This window comes from Ancalomicrobiaceae bacterium S20, assembly GCA_040269895.1.
In the GTDB taxonomy this organism is placed as follows: Bacteria; Pseudomonadota; Alphaproteobacteria; order Rhizobiales; family Ancalomicrobiaceae; genus Methyloraptor; species Methyloraptor flagellatus.
In genome coordinates this window covers 3,626,420-3,644,162 of sequence record CP158568.1, presented here as the reverse complement: position 1 = coordinate 3,644,162, position 17,743 = coordinate 3,626,420, and the positions used below count along the sequence as shown (strand labels likewise).

General features: G+C 69.2%; 15 protein-coding genes and 1 pseudogene. 8 read left to right on the top strand and 8 right to left on the bottom strand.

Features of this window, described 5'->3' with window-relative positions; genetic code table 11:
- The first annotated feature begins 2 nt into the window (after positions 1-2).
- The 3 genes and pseudogenes from ABS361_16525 (at position 3) to ABS361_16515 (ending at position 4,484) form a co-directional block, all read left to right on the top strand.
- Positions 3-329, top strand: a pseudogene (locus tag ABS361_16525) (biotin/lipoyl-binding protein).
- Positions 330-774: 445 nt separating this feature from the next.
- Positions 775-1,248 (top strand): HlyD family efflux transporter periplasmic adaptor subunit, encoded by a 474-nt coding sequence (locus tag ABS361_16520; GenBank protein ID XBY46919.1) that lies wholly within the window; start codon positions 775-777, stop codon positions 1,246-1,248.
- Positions 1,245-4,484 carry an efflux RND transporter permease subunit gene (locus ABS361_16515; GenBank protein XBY46918.1) on the top strand — a complete coding sequence of 1,080 codons (3,240 nt, stop codon included), beginning with the start codon at positions 1,245-1,247 and terminating at the stop codon, positions 4,482-4,484. Before ABS361_16520 ends, ABS361_16515 begins: the two co-directional genes overlap by 4 nt.
- 80 nt (positions 4,485-4,564) lie before the next feature.
- Here the strand turns inward: ABS361_16515 and ABS361_16510 are convergent, their stop codons facing one another.
- Positions 4,565-5,422, bottom strand: a complete 858-nt coding sequence (locus ABS361_16510; protein XBY43668.1) for an oxidoreductase — start codon at positions 5,420-5,422, stop codon at positions 4,565-4,567.
- A 125-nt stretch (positions 5,423-5,547) separates the two neighbouring features.
- Between ABS361_16510 and ABS361_16505 the strand changes: the two genes are divergently transcribed.
- Entirely contained in the window at positions 5,548-6,453 is a 906-nt protein-coding gene (locus tag ABS361_16505) for a LysR family transcriptional regulator (GenBank protein XBY43667.1), read from the top strand.
- A gap of 21 nt (positions 6,454-6,474) precedes the next feature.
- Here ABS361_16505 and ABS361_16500 read toward each other — a convergent pair whose 3' ends face one another.
- Positions 6,475-8,157 (bottom strand): hypothetical protein, encoded by a 1,683-nt coding sequence (locus ABS361_16500; GenBank protein XBY43666.1) that lies wholly within the window; start codon positions 8,155-8,157, stop codon positions 6,475-6,477.
- Positions 8,158-8,282: 125 nt separating this feature from the next.
- Positions 8,283-9,074 carry an endonuclease III gene (gene nth, locus ABS361_16495; GenBank protein XBY43665.1) on the bottom strand — a complete coding sequence of 264 codons (792 nt, stop codon included), beginning with the start codon at positions 9,072-9,074 and terminating at the stop codon, positions 8,283-8,285.
- A 37-nt stretch (positions 9,075-9,111) separates the two neighbouring features.
- On the opposite strand from nth, the gene ABS361_16490 reads away from it, so the two are divergent.
- The 4 genes from ABS361_16490 (at position 9,112) to ABS361_16475 (ending at position 12,482) form a co-directional block, all read left to right on the top strand.
- Complete coding sequence (locus ABS361_16490) at positions 9,112-9,636, top strand: DUF2244 domain-containing protein (GenBank protein ID XBY43664.1); 525 nt, start codon at positions 9,112-9,114, stop codon at positions 9,634-9,636.
- A 160-nt stretch (positions 9,637-9,796) separates the two neighbouring features.
- Positions 9,797-10,720 (top strand): bifunctional helix-turn-helix domain-containing protein/methylated-DNA--[protein]-cysteine S-methyltransferase, encoded by a 924-nt coding sequence (locus tag ABS361_16485; protein XBY43663.1) that lies wholly within the window; start codon positions 9,797-9,799, stop codon positions 10,718-10,720.
- A 33-nt stretch (positions 10,721-10,753) separates the two neighbouring features.
- Positions 10,754-11,335 carry a hypothetical protein gene (locus ABS361_16480; GenBank protein XBY43662.1) on the top strand — a complete coding sequence of 194 codons (582 nt, stop codon included), beginning with the start codon at positions 10,754-10,756 and terminating at the stop codon, positions 11,333-11,335.
- A 13-nt stretch (positions 11,336-11,348) separates the two neighbouring features.
- Positions 11,349-12,482 (top strand): hypothetical protein, encoded by a 1,134-nt coding sequence (locus ABS361_16475; GenBank protein ID XBY43661.1) that lies wholly within the window; start codon positions 11,349-11,351, stop codon positions 12,480-12,482.
- A gap of 146 nt (positions 12,483-12,628) precedes the next feature.
- Here the strand turns inward: ABS361_16475 and ABS361_16470 are convergent, their stop codons facing one another.
- The 5 genes from ABS361_16470 to rpsT form a co-directional block, all read right to left on the bottom strand.
- Positions 12,629-13,249, bottom strand: a complete 621-nt coding sequence (locus ABS361_16470) for a 2,3-bisphosphoglycerate-dependent phosphoglycerate mutase (protein XBY43660.1) — start codon at positions 13,247-13,249, stop codon at positions 12,629-12,631.
- A gap of 66 nt (positions 13,250-13,315) precedes the next feature.
- Entirely contained in the window at positions 13,316-14,122 is an 807-nt protein-coding gene (gene dapB, locus ABS361_16465; GenBank protein ID XBY43659.1) for a 4-hydroxy-tetrahydrodipicolinate reductase, read from the bottom strand.
- Positions 14,123-14,386: 264 nt separating this feature from the next.
- Positions 14,387-15,829: a chromosomal replication initiator protein DnaA gene (gene dnaA / locus ABS361_16460; protein XBY43658.1), complete on the bottom strand. Its 1,443-nt coding sequence runs from the start codon at positions 15,827-15,829 to the stop codon at positions 14,387-14,389.
- 429 nt (positions 15,830-16,258) lie between these two features.
- Complete coding sequence (locus tag ABS361_16455) at positions 16,259-16,705, bottom strand: rhodanese-like domain-containing protein (protein ID XBY43657.1); 447 nt, start codon at positions 16,703-16,705, stop codon at positions 16,259-16,261.
- 669 nt (positions 16,706-17,374) lie between these two features.
- A complete protein-coding gene (gene rpsT, locus ABS361_16450) occupies positions 17,375-17,641 on the bottom strand; it encodes a 30S ribosomal protein S20 (GenBank protein XBY43656.1) in 267 nt (88 codons plus the stop codon).
- Positions 17,642-17,743 lie beyond the last annotated feature (102 nt).

The following is a 17,743-nucleotide window of genomic DNA, read 5'->3' as shown; positions in this document are numbered from 1 at the left end:
CCATGTCCGCTTTTCGATCGTCCCCGGCGCGTCTTCGCACGCTTCCGCTCTCCGCCGCGCTGCTCGCCGCAGGCAGCCTCGCTCTGCCGGCTCTCGCCTGGTCGGCGACCTCCGCCACCCCGGTCGAGCGCTCCGACAACGCTCCGCCGGCGGTGACCGTGGCCGCCGCCGATACCCGTGAACTGGTCGAGACCGCGCCGGTCACCGGCACGCTGGTGCCGCGTGACGAGGTGCTGGTCTTCGCCGAGACCGAAGGCCTGCGCGTGACGGAAGTGCTGGTCGAGGAGGGCGACAAGGTCCAGCGCGGCCAGGTGCTCGCCCGGCTGTCGCGGGACGTGCTCGAAGTCCAACTGCAGCAGAACATCGCCTCGGTCGCCCGCGCCGAAGCCGCGGTCGCCCAGGCGAAGAACCAGATCACCCAGGCCGAAGCCGCCGAGGTCGAGGCCGCCGACGCGCTGAAGCGCACCGAGAGCCTGGTGAAGTCTGGCAACGCGACGCAGGCGACGCTCGATCAGCGAGTCTCGGCGGCCCGTTCGACCGCCGGCGCGCTGGCTGCCGCCCGCAACGGCCTCGGCATCGCCGAGGCGGCGTTGAAGGCGGCGGAGGCACAGAAGCGCGAGATCGAGGTTCGCCTGGAGCGCACCGAGGTCAAGGCCCCCGCCAACGGCATCATCAGCCGCAAGACCGTGCGCCTCGGCCAGACCGCGGCCGCCGGCGCCGGCGAGCCGCTGTTCCGCATCATCCGCGACGGCGCGATCGAACTTCGAGGCCGACGTGGTCGAGACCCGGCTGATCCGCATGAGGGAAGGCGCCCGCGCGACCGTGTCGCTCGACGCCAAGACCACGCTCGACGGCACGGTCCGGCAGGTGCTGCCGGAGGTCGATCGCACCACGAGGCTCGGCAAGGTGCGCATCGCGCTGCCGGCCGATCCGAGGCTGCGCATCGGCGCCTTTGCGCGCGGTTCGGTCGAACTCGCGCGCCGGTCGGGCGTTGCGGTGCCGTTGGCGGCCGTGCAGTTCACCGCCAACGGCCCGGTCGTGCAGGTGATCGTCGACGGCAAGGTCCAGGCGCGCAGCGTCGAGACCGGCCTGACGTCCCAGGGGCTGGTCGAAATCGTCAAGGGCGTCACGGCCGGCGAGAAGGTCGTCGCCCGCGCCGGTGGCTTCCTGCGCGACGGCGACGCCGTCACCGCGATCGAAGCCAAGGCCACCGAAGGGCAGACGAAGAGCGAAGGGGCCGTCCGATGAACTGGAACTTCTCCGCCTGGGCGATCCGCAATCCGGTTCCGCCGATCCTGCTCTTCGTCGTGCTGTGCGTGCTCGGCTGGGTCTCGTTCGAGTCCATGCCGATCACCAAGTTCCCGAACATCGACGTGCCGGTGGTCGCCGTGACGATCACCGAGCGCGGTTCGGCGCCGGCCGAGCTGGAAAAGCAGGTGACCAAGAAGGTCGAGGACGCCGTCTCCGGCGTCACCGGCGTCAAGCACATGAAGTCGGACATCACCGACGGCCAGTCGGTGACCGGCATCGAGTTCCGGCTCGAGGTCAACTCCGACCGGGCGCTGAACGACGTCAAGGACGCGATCGCCAAGATCCGCGCCGACCTGCCGCGCACGATCGATGAGCCGATCGTCCAGCGCATCGAGGTCGAGAACCAGTCGATCATGACCTATGGCGCCAGCGCGCCCGGCATGACGCCCGAGGAACTGTCCTGGTTCATCGACGACGTCGTCGTGCGCCAGCTCCAGGGCCTGAAGGGCGTCGGCCGTGTCGAGCGCATCGGCGGCGTGGCGCGCGAGATCCGCGTCTCGCTCGATCCCGACCGGCTGATGGCGCTCGGCGTGACCGCGACCGAGGTGAACCGCCAGCTGCGCGCCACCTCGACCGACCTCTCCGGCGGCAAGGTCGAGATCGCCGGCGACCAGCAGGCGATCCGCACGCTCGCGTCCTCGGACCGCATCGCCGATCTGGAGAACACCCGCATCGCGCTCTCGGGCGGCCGGCAGGTGCGCCTCGGCGATCTCGGCAAGGTCGAGGACCTCTGGGAGGAGCCCAAGAGCTTCGCCCGCCTCGACGGCAACCCGGTCGTCTCCTTCTCGATCTACCGTGCCAAGGGCGCCTCGGACACCGTGGTCCAGAAGGTGACCGCGGACCGGGTCAAGCAGATCGCCGAGAAGTACCCGGACGTGAAGTTCTCGGTCATCGACGACGGCGTCTATTCGACCTACGGCAACTATCTGTCGGCGATGCATTCGCTGATCGAAGGTGCCGCGCTGGCGGTGCTCGTCGTCTTCATCTTCCTGCGCGACTTCCGCGCCACGCTCGTCGCCGCGATCGCGATGCCGCTCGCCGCGATCCCGACCTTCTGGGCGATGAGCGTGATGGGCTTCTCGCTCAATCTGGTCAGCCTGCTCGCGATCACGCTGGTGACCGGCATCCTGGTCGACGATGCGATCGTCGAGATCGAGAACATCGTCCGGCATATGCGCATGGGCAAGTCGCCCTACCGGGCGGCCATGGAGGCGGCCGACGAGATCGGTCTCGCGGTCATCGCCATCACGCTGACGATCATCGCGGTCTTCGCGCCGGTCAGCTTCATGGGCGGCGTGGCCGGTCAGTACTTCAAGCAGTTCGGCCTGACGGTCGCGGTCGCGGTGTTCTTCTCGCTGCTGGTCGCCCGTCTGATCACACCGATGATGGCGGCCTACCTGTTCCGCAGTCACGGCCACGAAGACGAGCGCGACGGCTTCGTCATGCGCGCCTACACGTGGCTCCTGCAGAAGACGCTGCGCTGGCGCTGGATCACGCTCGTGCTCGGCCTCGCCTTCGCGGTCGGCTCGATCATGAGCGCCTCGACGTTGCCGCAGGGCTTCATGCCGCCGGACGACCAGTCGCGCCTCGTCGCCTCGATCGAGCTGCCGGCCGGCGTCTCGCTCGACGAGACCGCGCGCGTCACCGACCGCGCGATGCGCGAACTGAAGCAGATCCCGGAGGTGAAGGACGTGTTCGTGCTCGGCGGCACCTCGCCGACCGGCACGCTCGAACTGCGCCGCGCCAAGATGACGGTGCATCTCGTCCGCAAGACCGAGCGCAACCGCAGCCAGAAGCAGCTCGAGACCGTGGTCGCGGGCGTGCTCTCGAAGATCCCGGACATCCGGTACTACTTCGTCAACGACCGCGGCGAGCGCGAGCTCGCGGTCGGCATCCAGGGCAACGACGGCGACGCCGTGAACCGGGTGGCGATGGAGCTGGTCAGCGGCATGCGCAAGGATCCGATCTATTCGAATCCGACCGCCGCCACGGCCATGGACCGGCCGGAGATCCGCATCACGCCGAAGCTCGACGTCGCCGCCGATCTCGGCGTCACGCCCGAGACCATCTCGGAGGCGGTGCGGGTCGCGACGATCGGCGACAACGCCGGCAATCTCGCCAAGTTCAAGGACGGCCTGCGCCAGATCCCGATCCGCGTCCAGCTCGACATCACGAGCCGCGCCGATCCGGCGACGCTCGCCGACATGCGCGTGCCGACCGCCTCGGGCAAGACCGTGCCGCTCTCCGCGGTCGCGGACATCGCCTTCGGCCAGGGCCCGTCGGCGGTCGAGCGCTACGACCGCGAACGCCGGGTCACGGTCGGCAGCGCCATGGCGCCGGGCCACGCCACCGGCGAGGGCCTGAACCACCTGATGGCGCTGGTCGCCCAGAAGCAGCTGCCGGCCGGCGTCCATCTCCAGTCGACCGGCGATACCGAGATCCAGGCCGAGGTTTTTGCCGGCTTCGCCCAGGCGATGGGCGCGGGCATCATGATGGTGTTCGTCGTTCTGATCCTGCTGCTCGGCAACATCTTCCGACCGATCACGATCCTCGCGACGCTGCCTCTCTCGATCGCCGGCGTGGTGCTCGCGCTGCAGGCTTCGCAGAACTCGGTCTCGATGCCGGTCGTCATCGGCATCCTGATGCTGATGGGCATCGTGACCAAGAACGCGATCATGCTGGTCGATTTCGCGGTCGAGCGCGAGAAGCACGGCGTACCTCAGTACGAGGCGGTGATCGATGCGGGCCGCAAGCGCGCGCGGCCGATCGTGATGACGACGATCGCGATGGTCGCCGGCATGATCCCGGCCGCGATGGCGACCGGCGAGGGCGGCGAGTTCCGCGCGCCGATGGCGATCGCGGTGATCGGCGGCCTGATCGTGTCGACCCTGCTGTCGCTGATCTTCATCCCGTCGTTCTACACGATCATGGACGACACCGGCCACGTGGTCGGCAAGATCCTCGGCTGGCTGCTCCGGCCCAATCGGCCGGACGAGCCGATCGGGGAGGGAGCGGCCGCGGCCGGGCACGGGGGCGCTCATGGCGAGGCGCATCCGGCCCCGGCCGGGCACGGCGCCGTCGAGGCGCCGACACCCGCGCGCGCGGTGGTCGTGCCGATGCCGCACAAGCCGGCGCGTGGCGGTCATCCGCCGCTCGATCAGGCGGCGGAGTAGTCGACAGGTTCGTCGCACCGAGCAGCCTTGCAAGGCCAGAGATCAGGCCGGCACCGGATATCCGGTGCCGGCCTTTTTCGTCACGCCTGCGCGTCGACCGTCGTCGCGCGGGCGACCGTTTCCCAGGTCTTCAGGTCCGCGAGCAGCCCCTCGGCATGGGCGCGCACCATGTCGACAGCGTCGGCGCCGAGCTGGAGACGGAGCGGCGTTGAGGCCGCGTGCAAGGCTTCGTCGATGGCGCGGGCCGCCTTGGCCGGATCGCCCTGCTGCGTGCCGTGCATGGCGCGGGCGAAGTCGCGCGTGCCGCCGACGATGTCGCGATAGGCAGCGAGCTCGGGCATCTGCCTGAGCGCACCGCCGGCGAAGTCGGTCCGGAACGCGCCGGGCTCGACGATCAGCACCTTGAGACCGAACGGCGCGACCTCCTGAGCCAGCGCCTCCGACAGGCCCTCCAGCGCGAACTTCGAGGCCGAGTAGGCGCCGAATCCGCCGAACGAGAGCTGACCGCCGAGGCTCGACATGTTGACGATCGCGCCGGCGCGGCGGCCGCGCATGCCGGGCAGCACGGCGCGGATCATCGCGACCGCGCCGAAGAAGTTGGTCTCCATCTGCGCGCGGAGTTCGGCCTCCGGCGTCTCCTCGACCGCGCCGACCGTGCCGTAGCCGGCATTGTTGAGGAGCACGTCGATGGCCCCGAACCGCGCGACCGCGGCGGCGACCGCGGCTTCGCCGGCCGCCGGATCGGTGACGTCGAGCGGCAGGTTCAGCACCTGATCGGGTGCGCGCGCAGCGAGATCGGCAAGGCGCTCGGTCCGGCGCGCCGTCGCGACGACGTTGTAGCCCTGCGCGAGCGCATAGTCGGCGAAAGCGCGGCCGAAGCCGGTCGCCGCGCCGGTGATGAACCACGTGGTCGCGGTCCGGGTCACGGTGTCGGTCATGTCGATCTCCATCCTCGTCGTCCGGGCGGCGTCGGCCGCTCGCTCTGGTGAGGAGGATGATGCGATGCGCGTTATTCCGCGATAAGATGGGTCAATCGGCATATCGAATGCGATCGGATGCATGAATGGATCGGGATCTGCTGCCGCATCTGCCGGTCGTGCTCGCGGTCGCGCGCCATCGCGGTTTCGCCGCCGCCGCGGCCGCGCTCGGGATGAGCGCCTCGGCGGTCAGTCATGCGGTGCGCACGGTCGAGGATCGGCTGGGACAGCCGCTGTTCGCGCGCACAACCCGCAGCGTCGCCGTGACCGAGGCGGGGCACCGGTTTCTGGCGGCGGTCGGCCCGGCCTTCGACGATGTCGCGCGTGCCTTCGAGAGTTTCGAGGCGGATCGCGGGGCAGTGACCGGCCTGCTCCGGATCAGCGCCTCGCGGGTCGCGGCCGTGCTCGGCCTGACGCCGATCCTGGCGCGGCTCGCCGCCGCGCATCCGGGGCTGACCGTCGAGGTGCAGATGGAGGATGCCTTCGTCGATATCGTCGCCCGCGGGCTCGATGCCGGCATCCGACTCGGCGAGGCGGTGCATCAGGATATGACCATCGCGCGGCTGACGCCGCCGTTCCGCGCCATCATGGTCGCCGCGCCGGCCTATGTCGCCGCCCACGGCGCGCCGGGGCGGGTCGACGACCTGTCGGCGCACAACTGCATCGGCTTCCGCATGCTCGGCTCGGGCGGGCTCTACGAATGGGATCTGCGCGCCGACGGCCGCGACGTGCGCGTGCCGGTACGCGGTTCGGCGGTCGTCACCGACGCGACCTATGCATCGCACCTCGCCCGTGCCGGCGTCGGCATCGCCTATGTGTTCGAGCCGCTGGTCGCCGACGACCTGGCGGCCGGACGCCTCGTCGAGATCCTGCCCGAGGCGTCGATCACCGAGGACGGCCTGTTCCTCTACTACCCGCGCCGGGCCGCGCTCGCCCCCAAACTGCGCGCCTTCGTCGCCGCCGCCCGCGAGGCGATCAAGGCGCGCGGTTGATCGCTCCGTTCCCCGGCGCGGTCACGGGAACCGCGCCCGGCAGTTCCGCAGGACCGGCAGCGCCTTGTCGATTTCGGAGAGGAACAGCCGGTAGGTCCGGTCCTTGATCGGAATGTCGGCGTCCGCCGGCCTGGCGAAGGCGCCGATCGTCTGGGTGACGTCGAAATGGGTCCGGGTCGCGTCGATCTGGGCGACGGCCGAGAAGTACTGGCCACCGGCGCTGTAGCGGATCGGCAGCTTGGTGCCGATCGGCGCGCTCGGGTGGGTCGGGATGCTCAGAACGATCCGGCGGTTGTCCAGAAGCGAGAAGCGCCACATGTTGGTCGGGTAGCGCAGGAAGCTGATCGAACAGCGTTCGAACGAGCCGTCCGGCCGGATGTGCTCGCGCAGCTCCCAGAGCGGGCCGATCTTCTGGATCACCCGCTCGCCCGGCCGATAGAGGCCGACGGTCGAGACCGGCCCGCCACCTGTGCCGCTGCCCGTCCCACCGACAGCGCCGCTGCCCGTGCCGCCGGCGGTCGTGCCCTTCTTGAAGCAGGCATCGACCTGTCCCTGGATCGCCTTGCGCCGGCTCTGTACGGTTGCGGTCGGCGAGGCCATGCACCAGTCGTATTCGGCCTGCCAGCTCGGCCCGGCGCCGGCCGGCGAGCAGCCGGCCCGCTGGGTGCGCTGGTCGGCATCGATCGAGAAGCCGGCATAGTCCCGGCAGGTCTTGTCGCGCGCGGGATCGACCGGCTTGGTCCCCGACGTGCCGCCGCCCGGATTGCCCGGCGCTTTCGAGGCGAGCCCGGCCCTCTGCACCACGCATTGCACGGTGATCGGCGCCCCGCCGCAACCGCCGGCGCGGTAGGCCGTCGTCTCGCCGGCGTTGAACGGCCCGGCCTTGTCGCCCGAACAGACCGCGCCCGGCGCGTTGCAGGCCTGGACGCCGGTCGGCGTGATGCCGGACTTCCAGTTGCCGCCGATCTGGCGCCAGTAATATTCGAAATTGCCGGTCGGAAGGCCGGCGCCGCCCGCGGTGGTCGTCGTCGGATTGGCGGTCGTCGCGTTCGATGTGTTCGACGAGCCCGCGCCATAGGAGATCGGCCGGCGCTTACAGCTGATCGGATCACACGAGCCGTCGGCGCAGCGCGCCTTGAGCCGGCTCTCGGCCTTGACGTAATTGTCGTCGACCTCGTAGCGGAACTCGCCGGTCCAGACGGTGCGGCCGTCGACCGTCGCCCGCACCATGGCGATGCAGGACGTCTGCTCGGGCTTCAGCGTCACCGGGATCTGCACCACGGCCGGCATTCCGGCCGCGGCAGCGGTGGTCATCTGCCGGCACATCGGGAAGGCCGGCGTCCCCTGGCCGAAATTGCACTTCGCCGCCGCGCCCTCGCCGGCCGTGCAGGCGTCGCGGGCGGCGAGTGACGGCGGCTGATAGTCGACCGAACCGGCCGGCCCCTTCGCATTGTAGAACTTGCCGTTCGGAATGAAGGTGTTGGGCGAATGCGTCGGTTCCATCGTGCCGCCGACGTAGAAGCAGACCGGCACCATGTCCGGATGCGCCTGCGCCGATGCCGGCTGCGCGCCCATCGCCGCGAGGCCTGCCGCGAGAGCGGCGGCCGCCAACACCCGCGCCGTCGGCCATTGCGCCAGCCGCCGCCGGATTGCCGCGACTGCGCGGTGCGTGCCTTCCTGTCCCCGACCCGTCCCGACCGTCATTCCGGAGCCCCCGTGATTGTCTCAGGGGCAGAGCCTGACAGGTTTACGTTGCGGCGGTAAGTCGTCCCATGAAGGTCGAGCCATCGGCGTGCGACCGGGCCGTGGCCGGCGTGGGATCGAACCGGTCAGGCGAGCGCGGGAAGCGGGACCGGCACGTCGTTCGTCTTGCCCTCGAACTTGCACAGGTCGGCGATCGGGCAGCGCTCGCACTCGGGCCGACGCGCCTTGCAGATGTAGCGGCCATGCAGGATCAGCCAATGATGCGCATGGCGCTTCAAATCGGCCGGGATGATCGCCTCGAGCTTGGCTTCGACCGCGTCCGGCGTCTTGCCCTCGGCGAGATGCAGCCGGTTGCCGATCCGGAAGATGTGGGTGTCGACCGCGATGGTCGGCTCGCCGAAGGCGATGTTGAGCACGACATTGGCGGTCTTGCGCCCGACGCCGGGCAGGGCTTCGAGGCTGGCTCGGTCGCGCGGCACCGCGCCGCCGTGCTCGGCGACGAGCCGTTCCGACAGCGCGATCGTGTTCTTGGCCTTGTTGCGATAGAGCCCGATCGTCTTGATCAGGTCGCGCACGCGCTCCTCGCCGAGCGCGACCATCTTCTCCGGCGTGTCGGCGAGCTGGAACAGCTCGCGCGTCGCCTTGTTGACCCCGACGTCGGTCGCCTGCGCCGACAGCACGACCGCGACCAGCAGCGTGAACGGATTGACGTGATCGAGCTCGCCCTTGGGCTCGGGATCGATCGCCTGGAAGCGCTCGAAGATCGCCCGCACCTCGGCCGGCGTATAGGCCGTCTTGCGTCGCGGTGCAGCTTTGGCCCGCGGCCGCGCCGGCGCCTTCACACCGCTCTGCGGCGCGGCCTTCGCCCCGGCCTCGGCCGCGGCAGCAGATTTCGGCGATTTGATCGCGGCCTTCATCTTCAACTCCGTCTCTACGCATCTATACTGAGACGCCATGACGACAGGCAACGCCGAACCCGCCGATCCACCGTTCTTCTCCGCGGTCCTGACCCCGCATCGGTCGCTCGGGCCGCGTGGCCTCGCGCTGTTGCTCGGCGGCGTCGGGGTGGTCTCCGGCGTGACCGCCCTGGCCTTCTCGCTGCTCGGTGCCTGGCCGGTCGTCGGTTTCGCCGGCGCCGACGTCGCGCTGATCGCGCTCGCCTTCGCCGCCAACTACCGTTCGGCGCGGGCGCGCGAGGAGATCGCGGTCGGGCCGCTCGAGATCCTCTTCACCAAGGTCGGCCCGCGCGGCGACCGGATCGACTATCGCTTCAACCCGGTCTGGGTCCGGCTCGAGATCGAGCGGGTGCCGGACGAGGGCGTCACCCACATCTATCTCTACTCGCGCGGCCGCGGCGTCGAGATCGGGGCGTTCCTGAACCCGGACGATCGAACGAGCTTCGCCGATGCGCTCGGCGCGGCCCTGCGCGCGGCGCGGGCCGGCACGGTCCGGTCCGGCATGGCGTTCGCCGCACAATAAGGGCAGGGCGGCCGAAGCGACGTTCGCGGACGGCGCCCCCCTGTCCGAAATCGGGTGTCGGCGCGCGGGCGCCGCTCCTATCATCGCTGAAAATTCGGGACCCGTAAGAGAGGCCGCAGCGCCTCGCGCCGTTCCCGCGCCGTCGATCCGGAGATCCGCGATGCTCGAAACCGCCTCGCCCCTGTTGTCCCTGTCACCGTCGTCCTCGTCCGGTGCCGAGCCGGCGGCCGCCGCCTGCGATCAAGCCGCGGACTATGCGCTGGTCCGCGACGCCATCGCCTTCATCACCGAGGACTCGCATCGCCAGCCCTCGGTCGACGACATCGCCCGCGCGGTCGGCCTCAGCCCCGTGCAGCTGAACCGCCTGTTCGCGCGCTGGGCCGGCCTGACGCCGAAGCAGTTCCTGCAGGCCGTCACGCTCGATGCCGCGCGGCGGCTGCTCGACCAGTCGGCGAGCGTGCTCGACACCGCCTACGAGGTCGGGCTCTCCGGCCCGGGCCGGCTGCACGACCTGTTCGTGACCCATGATGCCATGACGCCGGGTGCCTACAAGGCACGCGGCGCCGGGCTCGTCATGCGCCACGGTTTTCATCCCTCGCCCTTCGGCATCGCCGTGCTGGTGACGACCGAACACGGCCTCGCCGGCCTCGCCTTCGCCGATCCCGGCGGCGAACAGGCGGCGCTGCACGACCTGATCGATCGCTGGCCGGCCGCGATCCACGTCGCCGATCAGGCCGCGACCGCGCCTTGCGCCGCCCGCATCTTCGAGCCCGGCCAGTGGTCGCCGGACCGGCCGCTCAATGTCGTGATGATCGGCACCGATTTCGAGATCCGCGTCTGGCGCACGCTGCTCGGCGTGCCGTTCGGCCGGGCCACGACCTATTCCGACATTGCCGCGCGGGTCGGCAGCCCGAAGGCCTCGCGCGCCGTCGGGGCCGCGGTCGGCCGCAATCCGATCAGCTTCGTCGTGCCGTGCCACCGCGTGATCGGTCGTTCCGGCGACTTGACCGGCTACCATTGGGGCCTCACCCGCAAGCGCGCGATCCTTGGTTGGGAGGCCGGCAGGGTCGATGCCGCCGGTTGATGCGATCAAGCGGAAAGGCTGGTCGATCGCTTGATGCCCATTAACGAAACATTCGGGAACGACAAACGGGATAACCTGACGTCATCGGCCGAACGCCGATTGAGGAGGGATCCCGTGAACTGCACCATCCGCGTCGCGCTCGCGACGCTCGCCGCCGTTTCGGCCGCGACGGCTTCGGCCTGGGCGCAAGGCGCCGGTCCGGCCAGACCCTACGGATCCGCCGGCGGTTGGACGATCAACATCTACGCTCCCAACGGGCGGCCCGTATCCTGCTATGCGAAGCCGCCCACCGGCGGCGGCATCAACGATCTGATCCGCTATATGGACGGCCGGACGGCCGTGCAGATCCCCAACCTCGGCCTGACGCCGGGCGTGACGCAGTCGGGCGTGCTCGAGGTGGGGCGTGCGTCCGAACGCTTCACCCTGAAACCGTCCGTCCCGGGCGTGCAGGACCGGATCTACCTCTCGCGCGCCGCCGAGGCGATGTTGCGCCAGGGCGGGACCGCTACGTTGGTGATCGCCGGCCGCCGTTTCAATATCCCGACCGCCGACATGGGACAGGTGCTCGGCGCCACGGCCGACTGCGTGAACGCCGTGCGCAAGGGGCGCGCCTGACGGAGGATCGAACATGGGTAGCCGTATCCGCGTCGCGCTCGCGACGCTCGTCCTCACCGCTTCGGCCGGATCGGCGCTGGCACAGGTCAAGAACCAGGATGTCGTGTCCGACTATGGCGTCACGGTCGGCTGGAAGATCCGCGCGACCGTCCGGAACGGCGAGCCCTACGCATGCAACGCGCTGCCGCCCGGCGGCGCCGGGCGCATCTCCGACTTCGTCCGCTATGTCAAGGACGACAAGACGGCCGTGCTGGTGGCCAACATGGGTTTGCCCGTCGGTGTGCAGCAGCAGGGCTCGATCGAAGCGGGCCGTGCCTCCGAACTCGTCACGGTTTCGCCCGCGCCGAAAGGTGTGAAGGACCGGATCTGGCTGTCGGCGGCAGCCGAAGCCATGCTGCGGCAGGGTGGCACGGCAACGCTGCAGATCGGCGGCCGGCGCTTCGACATTCCGACGGCGGGCATGGGCCAGGTGATGGGCGCGACTGCCGACTGCGTCAACGCCATGCGCAAGAGCGGCGGCGCGCCGGGGCCGGCGGTCGACGCCATGCCGGCGACGGGCGGCAACACGGTCGCCTATTGCGACGCCTATGCGAAGTACATGGCTTCGACCGCAACCCGCGGCGCGCAGATGAAATGCGAGAGTATCGCCAAGGCTTCGACGTCGCCGACCGGCTATTACGACTGGTGCATGCGGACGCCCAAGGCCAGGGTCGACGAGGAGCGCGGCATGCGACAGGTGGTCTACGACGGCTGCGCGGCGAGCGCGGGCGGCGTGACCGGCGACCAGACGCCGAAGGCCGGCGTGATGCCGAACCCGTCGGCTCCGCAGTTGCCGAAGCCGGGCGAGGCCAGCTTCGCTCTGCAGACGCCGGGTTATCCCGCGACGGTGCGGATCACGATCTTCAAGGACATGAAGTTTTTCGGGGGTGCCGCCAACGCCTCCGGCACCCGCAACGACACTGTCGAAGGCCGGATCTATCCGGACGGCCGTATCGTGTTCACGCGCAGGGATCCCGAGCACGGGGACTGCCTGGAGCCTTACGAGGGCCGCTTCGTCGGCCGCATCGCCTCGGGAACCCATCAGGGTTGCACCGCGCGCGAGGGCGCGATCGGACGCAAGTACGACTGGACCATGACGCCGAAATGAGCCGGATGCGCGGCACGCATCGGCAGTGAAGCGCCGGCTTCGATCGAGCACAGGCAAACGAGAAGGGCCGCAGCGGGGCGACCGCTGCGGCCCTTCTCAACGATAGCGAGATGATGTTTGCCGACTTATCGTCGGCCGGGCGGTGCTCAGGCCGCCAGATCGGTGCGCTCGACGATCGCGCCGGTCTCATCGAACCGGTAGACGATCGGCACGCCGGTCGCGAGTTCGCGGGCGATGATCTGCTCGCCGGTCAGGCCCTCGAGCTTCATGATCAGCGCGCGCAGCGAATTGCCGTGCGCGGCGACGATGATCCGCTTGCCGGCCATCACGTCAGGCATGATGTGCGTATCGAAATAGGGCAGCACGCGCTGCGCGGTGTCCTTGAGGCTCTCGCCGCCGGGCGGCGGGATGTCGTAGGACCGGCGCCAGATCTTGACCTGCTCGTCGCCCCACTTCGCGCGGGCATCATCCTTGTTGAGACCGGCGAGGTCGCCGTAGTCACGCTCGTTCAGCGCCTGATCCTTGACCGTCTCGAGATCGCTCTGACCGAGCTCGCCGAGGATCAGCTTCAGCGTATGCTGCGCGCGGGTGAGCGCCGAGGTGTAGGCCTTGTCGAACCCGAGCCCGAGCGCCTTCAGCCGGCGCCCTGCGGCCTGAGCCTCGGCGACGCCCTTGTCGGTCAGGTCGGGATCCTTCCAGCCGGTGAACAGGTTCAGCTTGTTCCATTCGCTCTGGCCGTGGCGGCAGAGCACGAGCAGGCGGTCCATTGGTCTCTCCGATCTCGCGTCGAGCGTGTTGTCTTTACGTCATATAGCGTCGAATGTGGCGGACATTCAGAGCCCCAGCACATCGACCATTGAATAGAGGCCCGGCTTCTGATCGCGCGCCCAAAGCGCGGCCTTCAGCGCGCCGCGCGCGAAGATCGAGCGGTCTTCGGCCCGATGGCCGAGCTCGATGCGCTCGTAAGGCCCCGCCATGATCACCGAGTGGTCGCCGACGACGGTGCCGCCGCGCAGCGCCGCGAAGCCGATCGCGCCGGGCTCGCGCGGGCCCGTCAGCCCGTCGCGGCCGCGCTCGGCATGGTTCGACAGATTGATGCCGCGCCCGGCCGCCGCCGCCTCGCCGAGCAGCAGCGCGGTGCCGGACGGCGCGTCGACCTTGCGGTTGTGGTGCATCTCGACGATCTCGATGTCGAACTCCGGCCCGAGCGCCCGCGCGGCCTGCTTGACGAGTTGCGCCAGCAGGTTGACGCCGAGGCTCATGTTGCCGGACTTGACGATCCGGGCATGGCGCGCCGCGGCGGCGATCGCCGCCTCGTCGGCCTCCGAGAGACCGGTGGTGCCGATCACGTGCACGATGCGCGCCTGCGCGGCGAGTTCGGCGAAGACGGTGGTGGCGCCCGGGACGGTGAAGTCGACCACGCCATCGGCGGCGGCGAACAGGGGCAGCGGATCGTCGGAGATCTTGACGCCGTTCGGCCCGAGGCCGGCGAGCTCGCCGACGTCGCGGCCGAGCAGCGGCGAGCCCTCGCGCTCGACAGCGCCGGCGAGCGTCACGCCCTCGGTCGCGGCGATGATGCGCGCCAGCGTCAGCCCCATGCGCCCGGAGGCGCCCACCACGACGAGCCGCATGTCCGACATCGGTTTCCTCTCGCATCGTGCCGCGCGGCACGACCTCTGCGGCAAGACGCCGCCACGGGTCCAGAGATGCGTGGCCTAACGCAGGTCCGACGCCCGCGCAAGCGTCGCGGCCCGCGGATCGCCTCGCCTTCGGGCGCATGCGCCGGCGCCGTTCCTCTCGGCCTTGAAAGAAGTTGCGACGCGATCCGAAAAAGAAAGAGGCCCGACGCGATCGAGATCGCGCCGGGCCTTGCAAGGTCGCTCGGGAGGGAGCCCGTGTGCCGCTCAGCCGTCGAGCATCCGCTTCAGGAGATCGACCTCATCGGCGAGCACGCGATCGGCACCCACCAGTTCCTCGATCTTGCGCACGGCGTGCAGCACGGTGGTGTGATCGCGATTGCCGAAGCGACGGCCGATCTCGGGCAGCGAGCGCGGCGTCAGCGTCTTGGCGAGATACATCGCGATCTGGCGCGGCCGCACGACCGTGCGGGTGCGCCGGGCCGACAGCAGGTCGGCCTTGGAGACGTTGTAGTGCTTCGAGACGATCCGCTGGATGTCCTCGATCTTGACCTTCTTCGGCTCGCGGACCCGCAGCAGGTCGCGCAGCGCCACCTCGGCCATCTCGACCGAGATCGGCTCGCCGGTCAGCTGATTGTGCGCGACGAGCCGGTTGACCGCGCCATCGAGGTCGCGGCCCGAAGAGACCACGTTCTCGGCGACATAGTCGACCACGGCCGGGGTCACGGTCAGCGCCGGATAGGTCTTCACCGCGGCGGTGACGCGCGCGCCGACGATGCGGCGGCGCAGGTCGAGATCAGGCTGCTGCACTTCGACGAGCAGGCCGCCGGCCAGCCGCGAGCGGACGCGTTCGTCGAGCGTCTCGAGCTCGACCGGGGGCCGGTCGGCCGCGACCACGACCTGGCGGGCGCCGTCGATCAGCGAATTCAGCGTGTGGCAGAACTCCTGCTGGATCTGCTTGCCCTGCAGGAACTGCATGTCGTCGATCAACAGGAGATCGATGCCGCGCAGCGCGTCCTTGAACTGGATCGCCGACTGCGACTTCAGCGCCGCCACGAAGCGGTACATGAAATGCTCGGCGGTGAGATAGAGCACCTTGCGGCCGGCCGCCTTGGCGGCATGCGCGATCGCCTGCAGGAGATGGGTCTTGCCGAGGCCGACCGCGGCGTGGAGGTAGAGCGGATTGAACGCCACCGGCTCGCCGGGCTTGGTATCGGCGACGCGGCGCGCGGCGGCGAAGGCGAGGCTGTTCGAACGGCCCTCGACGAAGGTCGCGAACGAATAGCGCGGATCGAGCGGGCTGCCGGCGAGCACGTCCTCGCGGCTGTCGGACCGCGGCTCCGAGAGCACCACGGTCGGCGACGGCCGGGTCGGCGGCACGGTGATCGGACGCAGGTCGACGCTGCGCTCGCCCGCGCCCTGCGGCGCCTCCGCTCCATTGGACGGCCGGATCGCGCTGCGGACCGAGAACTCGATCTGCTGCACCATGCCGAACTCGTCCTGGCACAGGCCGAGCAGCCGGTCGCGATACTTGCTCTGGATCCAGTTCTTCAGGAACCGCGTCGGGACCGACAGGTGGACAATGCCGTCGTTATGCGCCTCGAGATCGACGCGCGCGAACCAGCTCGAGAACACGTCCTCTCCGAGCTCGGCGCGCAGCCGCTTCTTGATGCGGTCCCATTCCTCGTGACCGCGAAGTCCCAAGGTCATCGTATGCCTCCGTTCCGTACCTCGGTGCCGCGGTCCGCCTGACCGCGCGCCGGGGTGCCCCCAATCTGCTGTGCCGGCGGCCGGGGGGACCCGACCGCATCGGTTGCGCGATACCGCCCTGCACGGTCGCGCGTTGGTTCCTTGCCGGTGATCGGGCCCGGGGATCTTGTCGCGGTTGCCCGCCGATCCCTCTCTTCATTGCCCGATCCCCGAGATCATCCCCTGGATCGTCTCGCCACCCGTCCACCCGGTGACGATGACTGGCGCTCGCGCTGTCCTCGGTGTCTTGCGCACCGTCGGGACTGGGGCGACCGCCGTTCGAGACTTGCTGTTCCGTCTTCCGCATCGGGCGGCCCCGCCCGATCCGGTCGACCGCCTTTGACGTCTTCTTGTTGGTCTTGCGTGGCTTCTTGCTGCTTCTGCGATTTGTCAGGACTGCGCCCAGGGCAGGCCCGAGGCTTTCCAGCCCGTGATCCTGCCGCGGTGGCCCTCGTGGTCGAGCGGGCCTTCGAAGCCGCCCTCGACATTGAGACACCGCGTGTACCCGGTCGCCGTCATGGCGATCGCCGCCGCCTTGCTCCGGACCCCGGAGCGGCAGAGGAAATAGATCGGCGCATCCGTCGCCACGCCCGCCTCGACCAGAGCTGTTTCGAGCTTGGCGACGAAGTCCTGATCGACCGCCATCGACGGAAACATCTGCCACTCCACCAGCAACGGACGCTTGTCGAGCGAGCCGAGGGCAGGAATGCCCACGTAGTTCCACTCGGCCATCGTCCGCACGTCGACCAGTACAGCGGCGGGATTGGACTGCAGGTCTTTCCAGACCTCGGTCGCGGCCACGTCGCCGGCATAGCCTCTGGTTTCGGTTGCAGACATCAAAACTCTCCTGCAGCGGCTCTTTGCAAAGCCACATGCATAGATACCCACGTTTTGGTGATGAAACGGACTATCAGGCGATCACGCCGCCGTATTTCCGTAGCTGCCCGGATCCGAGTGTTCACTGAGGCTGTTCATGGATGCCGCATCAGTATGCCAAATATTTGAGCATGACATGACGAGTGCTCTCCGCGAGGCCTGGAACGCTCGAGATTTCTGGCTGGCAGGAGGTGCAGCACCTCCATGACCCGGACTGTACACAGGCTCTTCGGCCCCTGCAACAGCGCTCAGACGTCGCTCCGAGGCGGTGTGGCGGTTCCGCCATAGCCTGCCGGGAGCGGCTCCGAGCGGTCGCTCGGCGAAGTCCTTCCGACTCAAGGAATTCACAGATCGGACCGTCGGCGGGCTGCCGTCGACCTTCGCCGACGAAAAAAAAACGCGATGCCCTCTTGACTGCCCGTTCCGCTGCCCGATTCCCGGGGCTGGGCGAGCACTATCAGCTAACAGCATGACATTGCTGATTTTTTCGTGACAGGGGCGAACCCCTGTGTGCTGCTCGTGACAGTCCGGATCGGAACATTACGATGGCATTCCATTTTGCCGGGCAAATAAAAAAGCCCGGCTGTAGAGCCGGGCTCTTCGGGGTGCAGGGCACCTCCGTAAAATCGCTCAGGCGCCGAGAGACTTCACGCGATGAGCGAGGCGCGAGATCTTCCGGGAGACCGTATTGCGGTGCATCACGCCCTTGGTCGCGGCACGCGCCAGCTCCGGCTCGGCAGCCCGGAGGGCGGCGACGGCGGCGGTCTGATCGCCCGAAGCGATCGCTTCCTCGACCTTGCGGACGAAGCCGCGGACACGGCTGCGGCGGGACTTGTTGACGGCGGTCCGGCGCGCGATCTTGCGGGCCGCCTTCTTGGCGGACGGCGTATTGGCCATGAAGGGCCTCTCCTGGGTGTCGGTCTCGGCGACGGACCAACCGGGGTTCGACCCCCATGGCGCATCGCACAGAAATGAAAGCGGCGGCAATCGTGCCGCCAC

Excerpts from the sequence above, each read along its gene's own strand:
- ABS361_16515 (XBY46918.1), top strand. The coding sequence starts at position 1,245 with ATGAACTGGAACTTCTCCGCCTGGGCGATCCGCAATCCGGTTCCGCCG.
- ABS361_16510 (XBY43668.1), bottom strand. The coding sequence starts at position 5,422 with ATGACCGACACCGTGACCCGGACCGCGACCACGTGGTTCATCACCGGC.
- ABS361_16505 (XBY43667.1), top strand. The coding sequence starts at position 5,548 with ATGGATCGGGATCTGCTGCCGCATCTGCCGGTCGTGCTCGCGGTCGCG.
- ABS361_16500 (XBY43666.1), bottom strand. The coding sequence starts at position 8,157 with ATGACGGTCGGGACGGGTCGGGGACAGGAAGGCACGCACCGCGCAGTC.
- nth (XBY43665.1), bottom strand. The coding sequence starts at position 9,074 with ATGAAGGCCGCGATCAAATCGCCGAAATCTGCTGCCGCGGCCGAGGCC.
- ABS361_16490 (XBY43664.1), top strand. The coding sequence starts at position 9,112 with ATGACGACAGGCAACGCCGAACCCGCCGATCCACCGTTCTTCTCCGCG.
- ABS361_16485 (XBY43663.1), top strand. The coding sequence starts at position 9,797 with ATGCTCGAAACCGCCTCGCCCCTGTTGTCCCTGTCACCGTCGTCCTCG.
- ABS361_16480 (XBY43662.1), top strand. The coding sequence starts at position 10,754 with ATGCCCATTAACGAAACATTCGGGAACGACAAACGGGATAACCTGACG.
- ABS361_16475 (XBY43661.1), top strand. The coding sequence starts at position 11,349 with ATGGGTAGCCGTATCCGCGTCGCGCTCGCGACGCTCGTCCTCACCGCT.
- ABS361_16470 (XBY43660.1), bottom strand. The coding sequence starts at position 13,249 with ATGGACCGCCTGCTCGTGCTCTGCCGCCACGGCCAGAGCGAATGGAAC.
- dapB (XBY43659.1), bottom strand. The coding sequence starts at position 14,122 with ATGTCGGACATGCGGCTCGTCGTGGTGGGCGCCTCCGGGCGCATGGGG.
- dnaA (XBY43658.1), bottom strand. The coding sequence starts at position 15,829 with ATGACCTTGGGACTTCGCGGTCACGAGGAATGGGACCGCATCAAGAAG.
- ABS361_16455 (XBY43657.1), bottom strand. The coding sequence starts at position 16,705 with ATGTCTGCAACCGAAACCAGAGGCTATGCCGGCGACGTGGCCGCGACC.
- rpsT (XBY43656.1), bottom strand. The coding sequence starts at position 17,641 with ATGGCCAATACGCCGTCCGCCAAGAAGGCGGCCCGCAAGATCGCGCGC.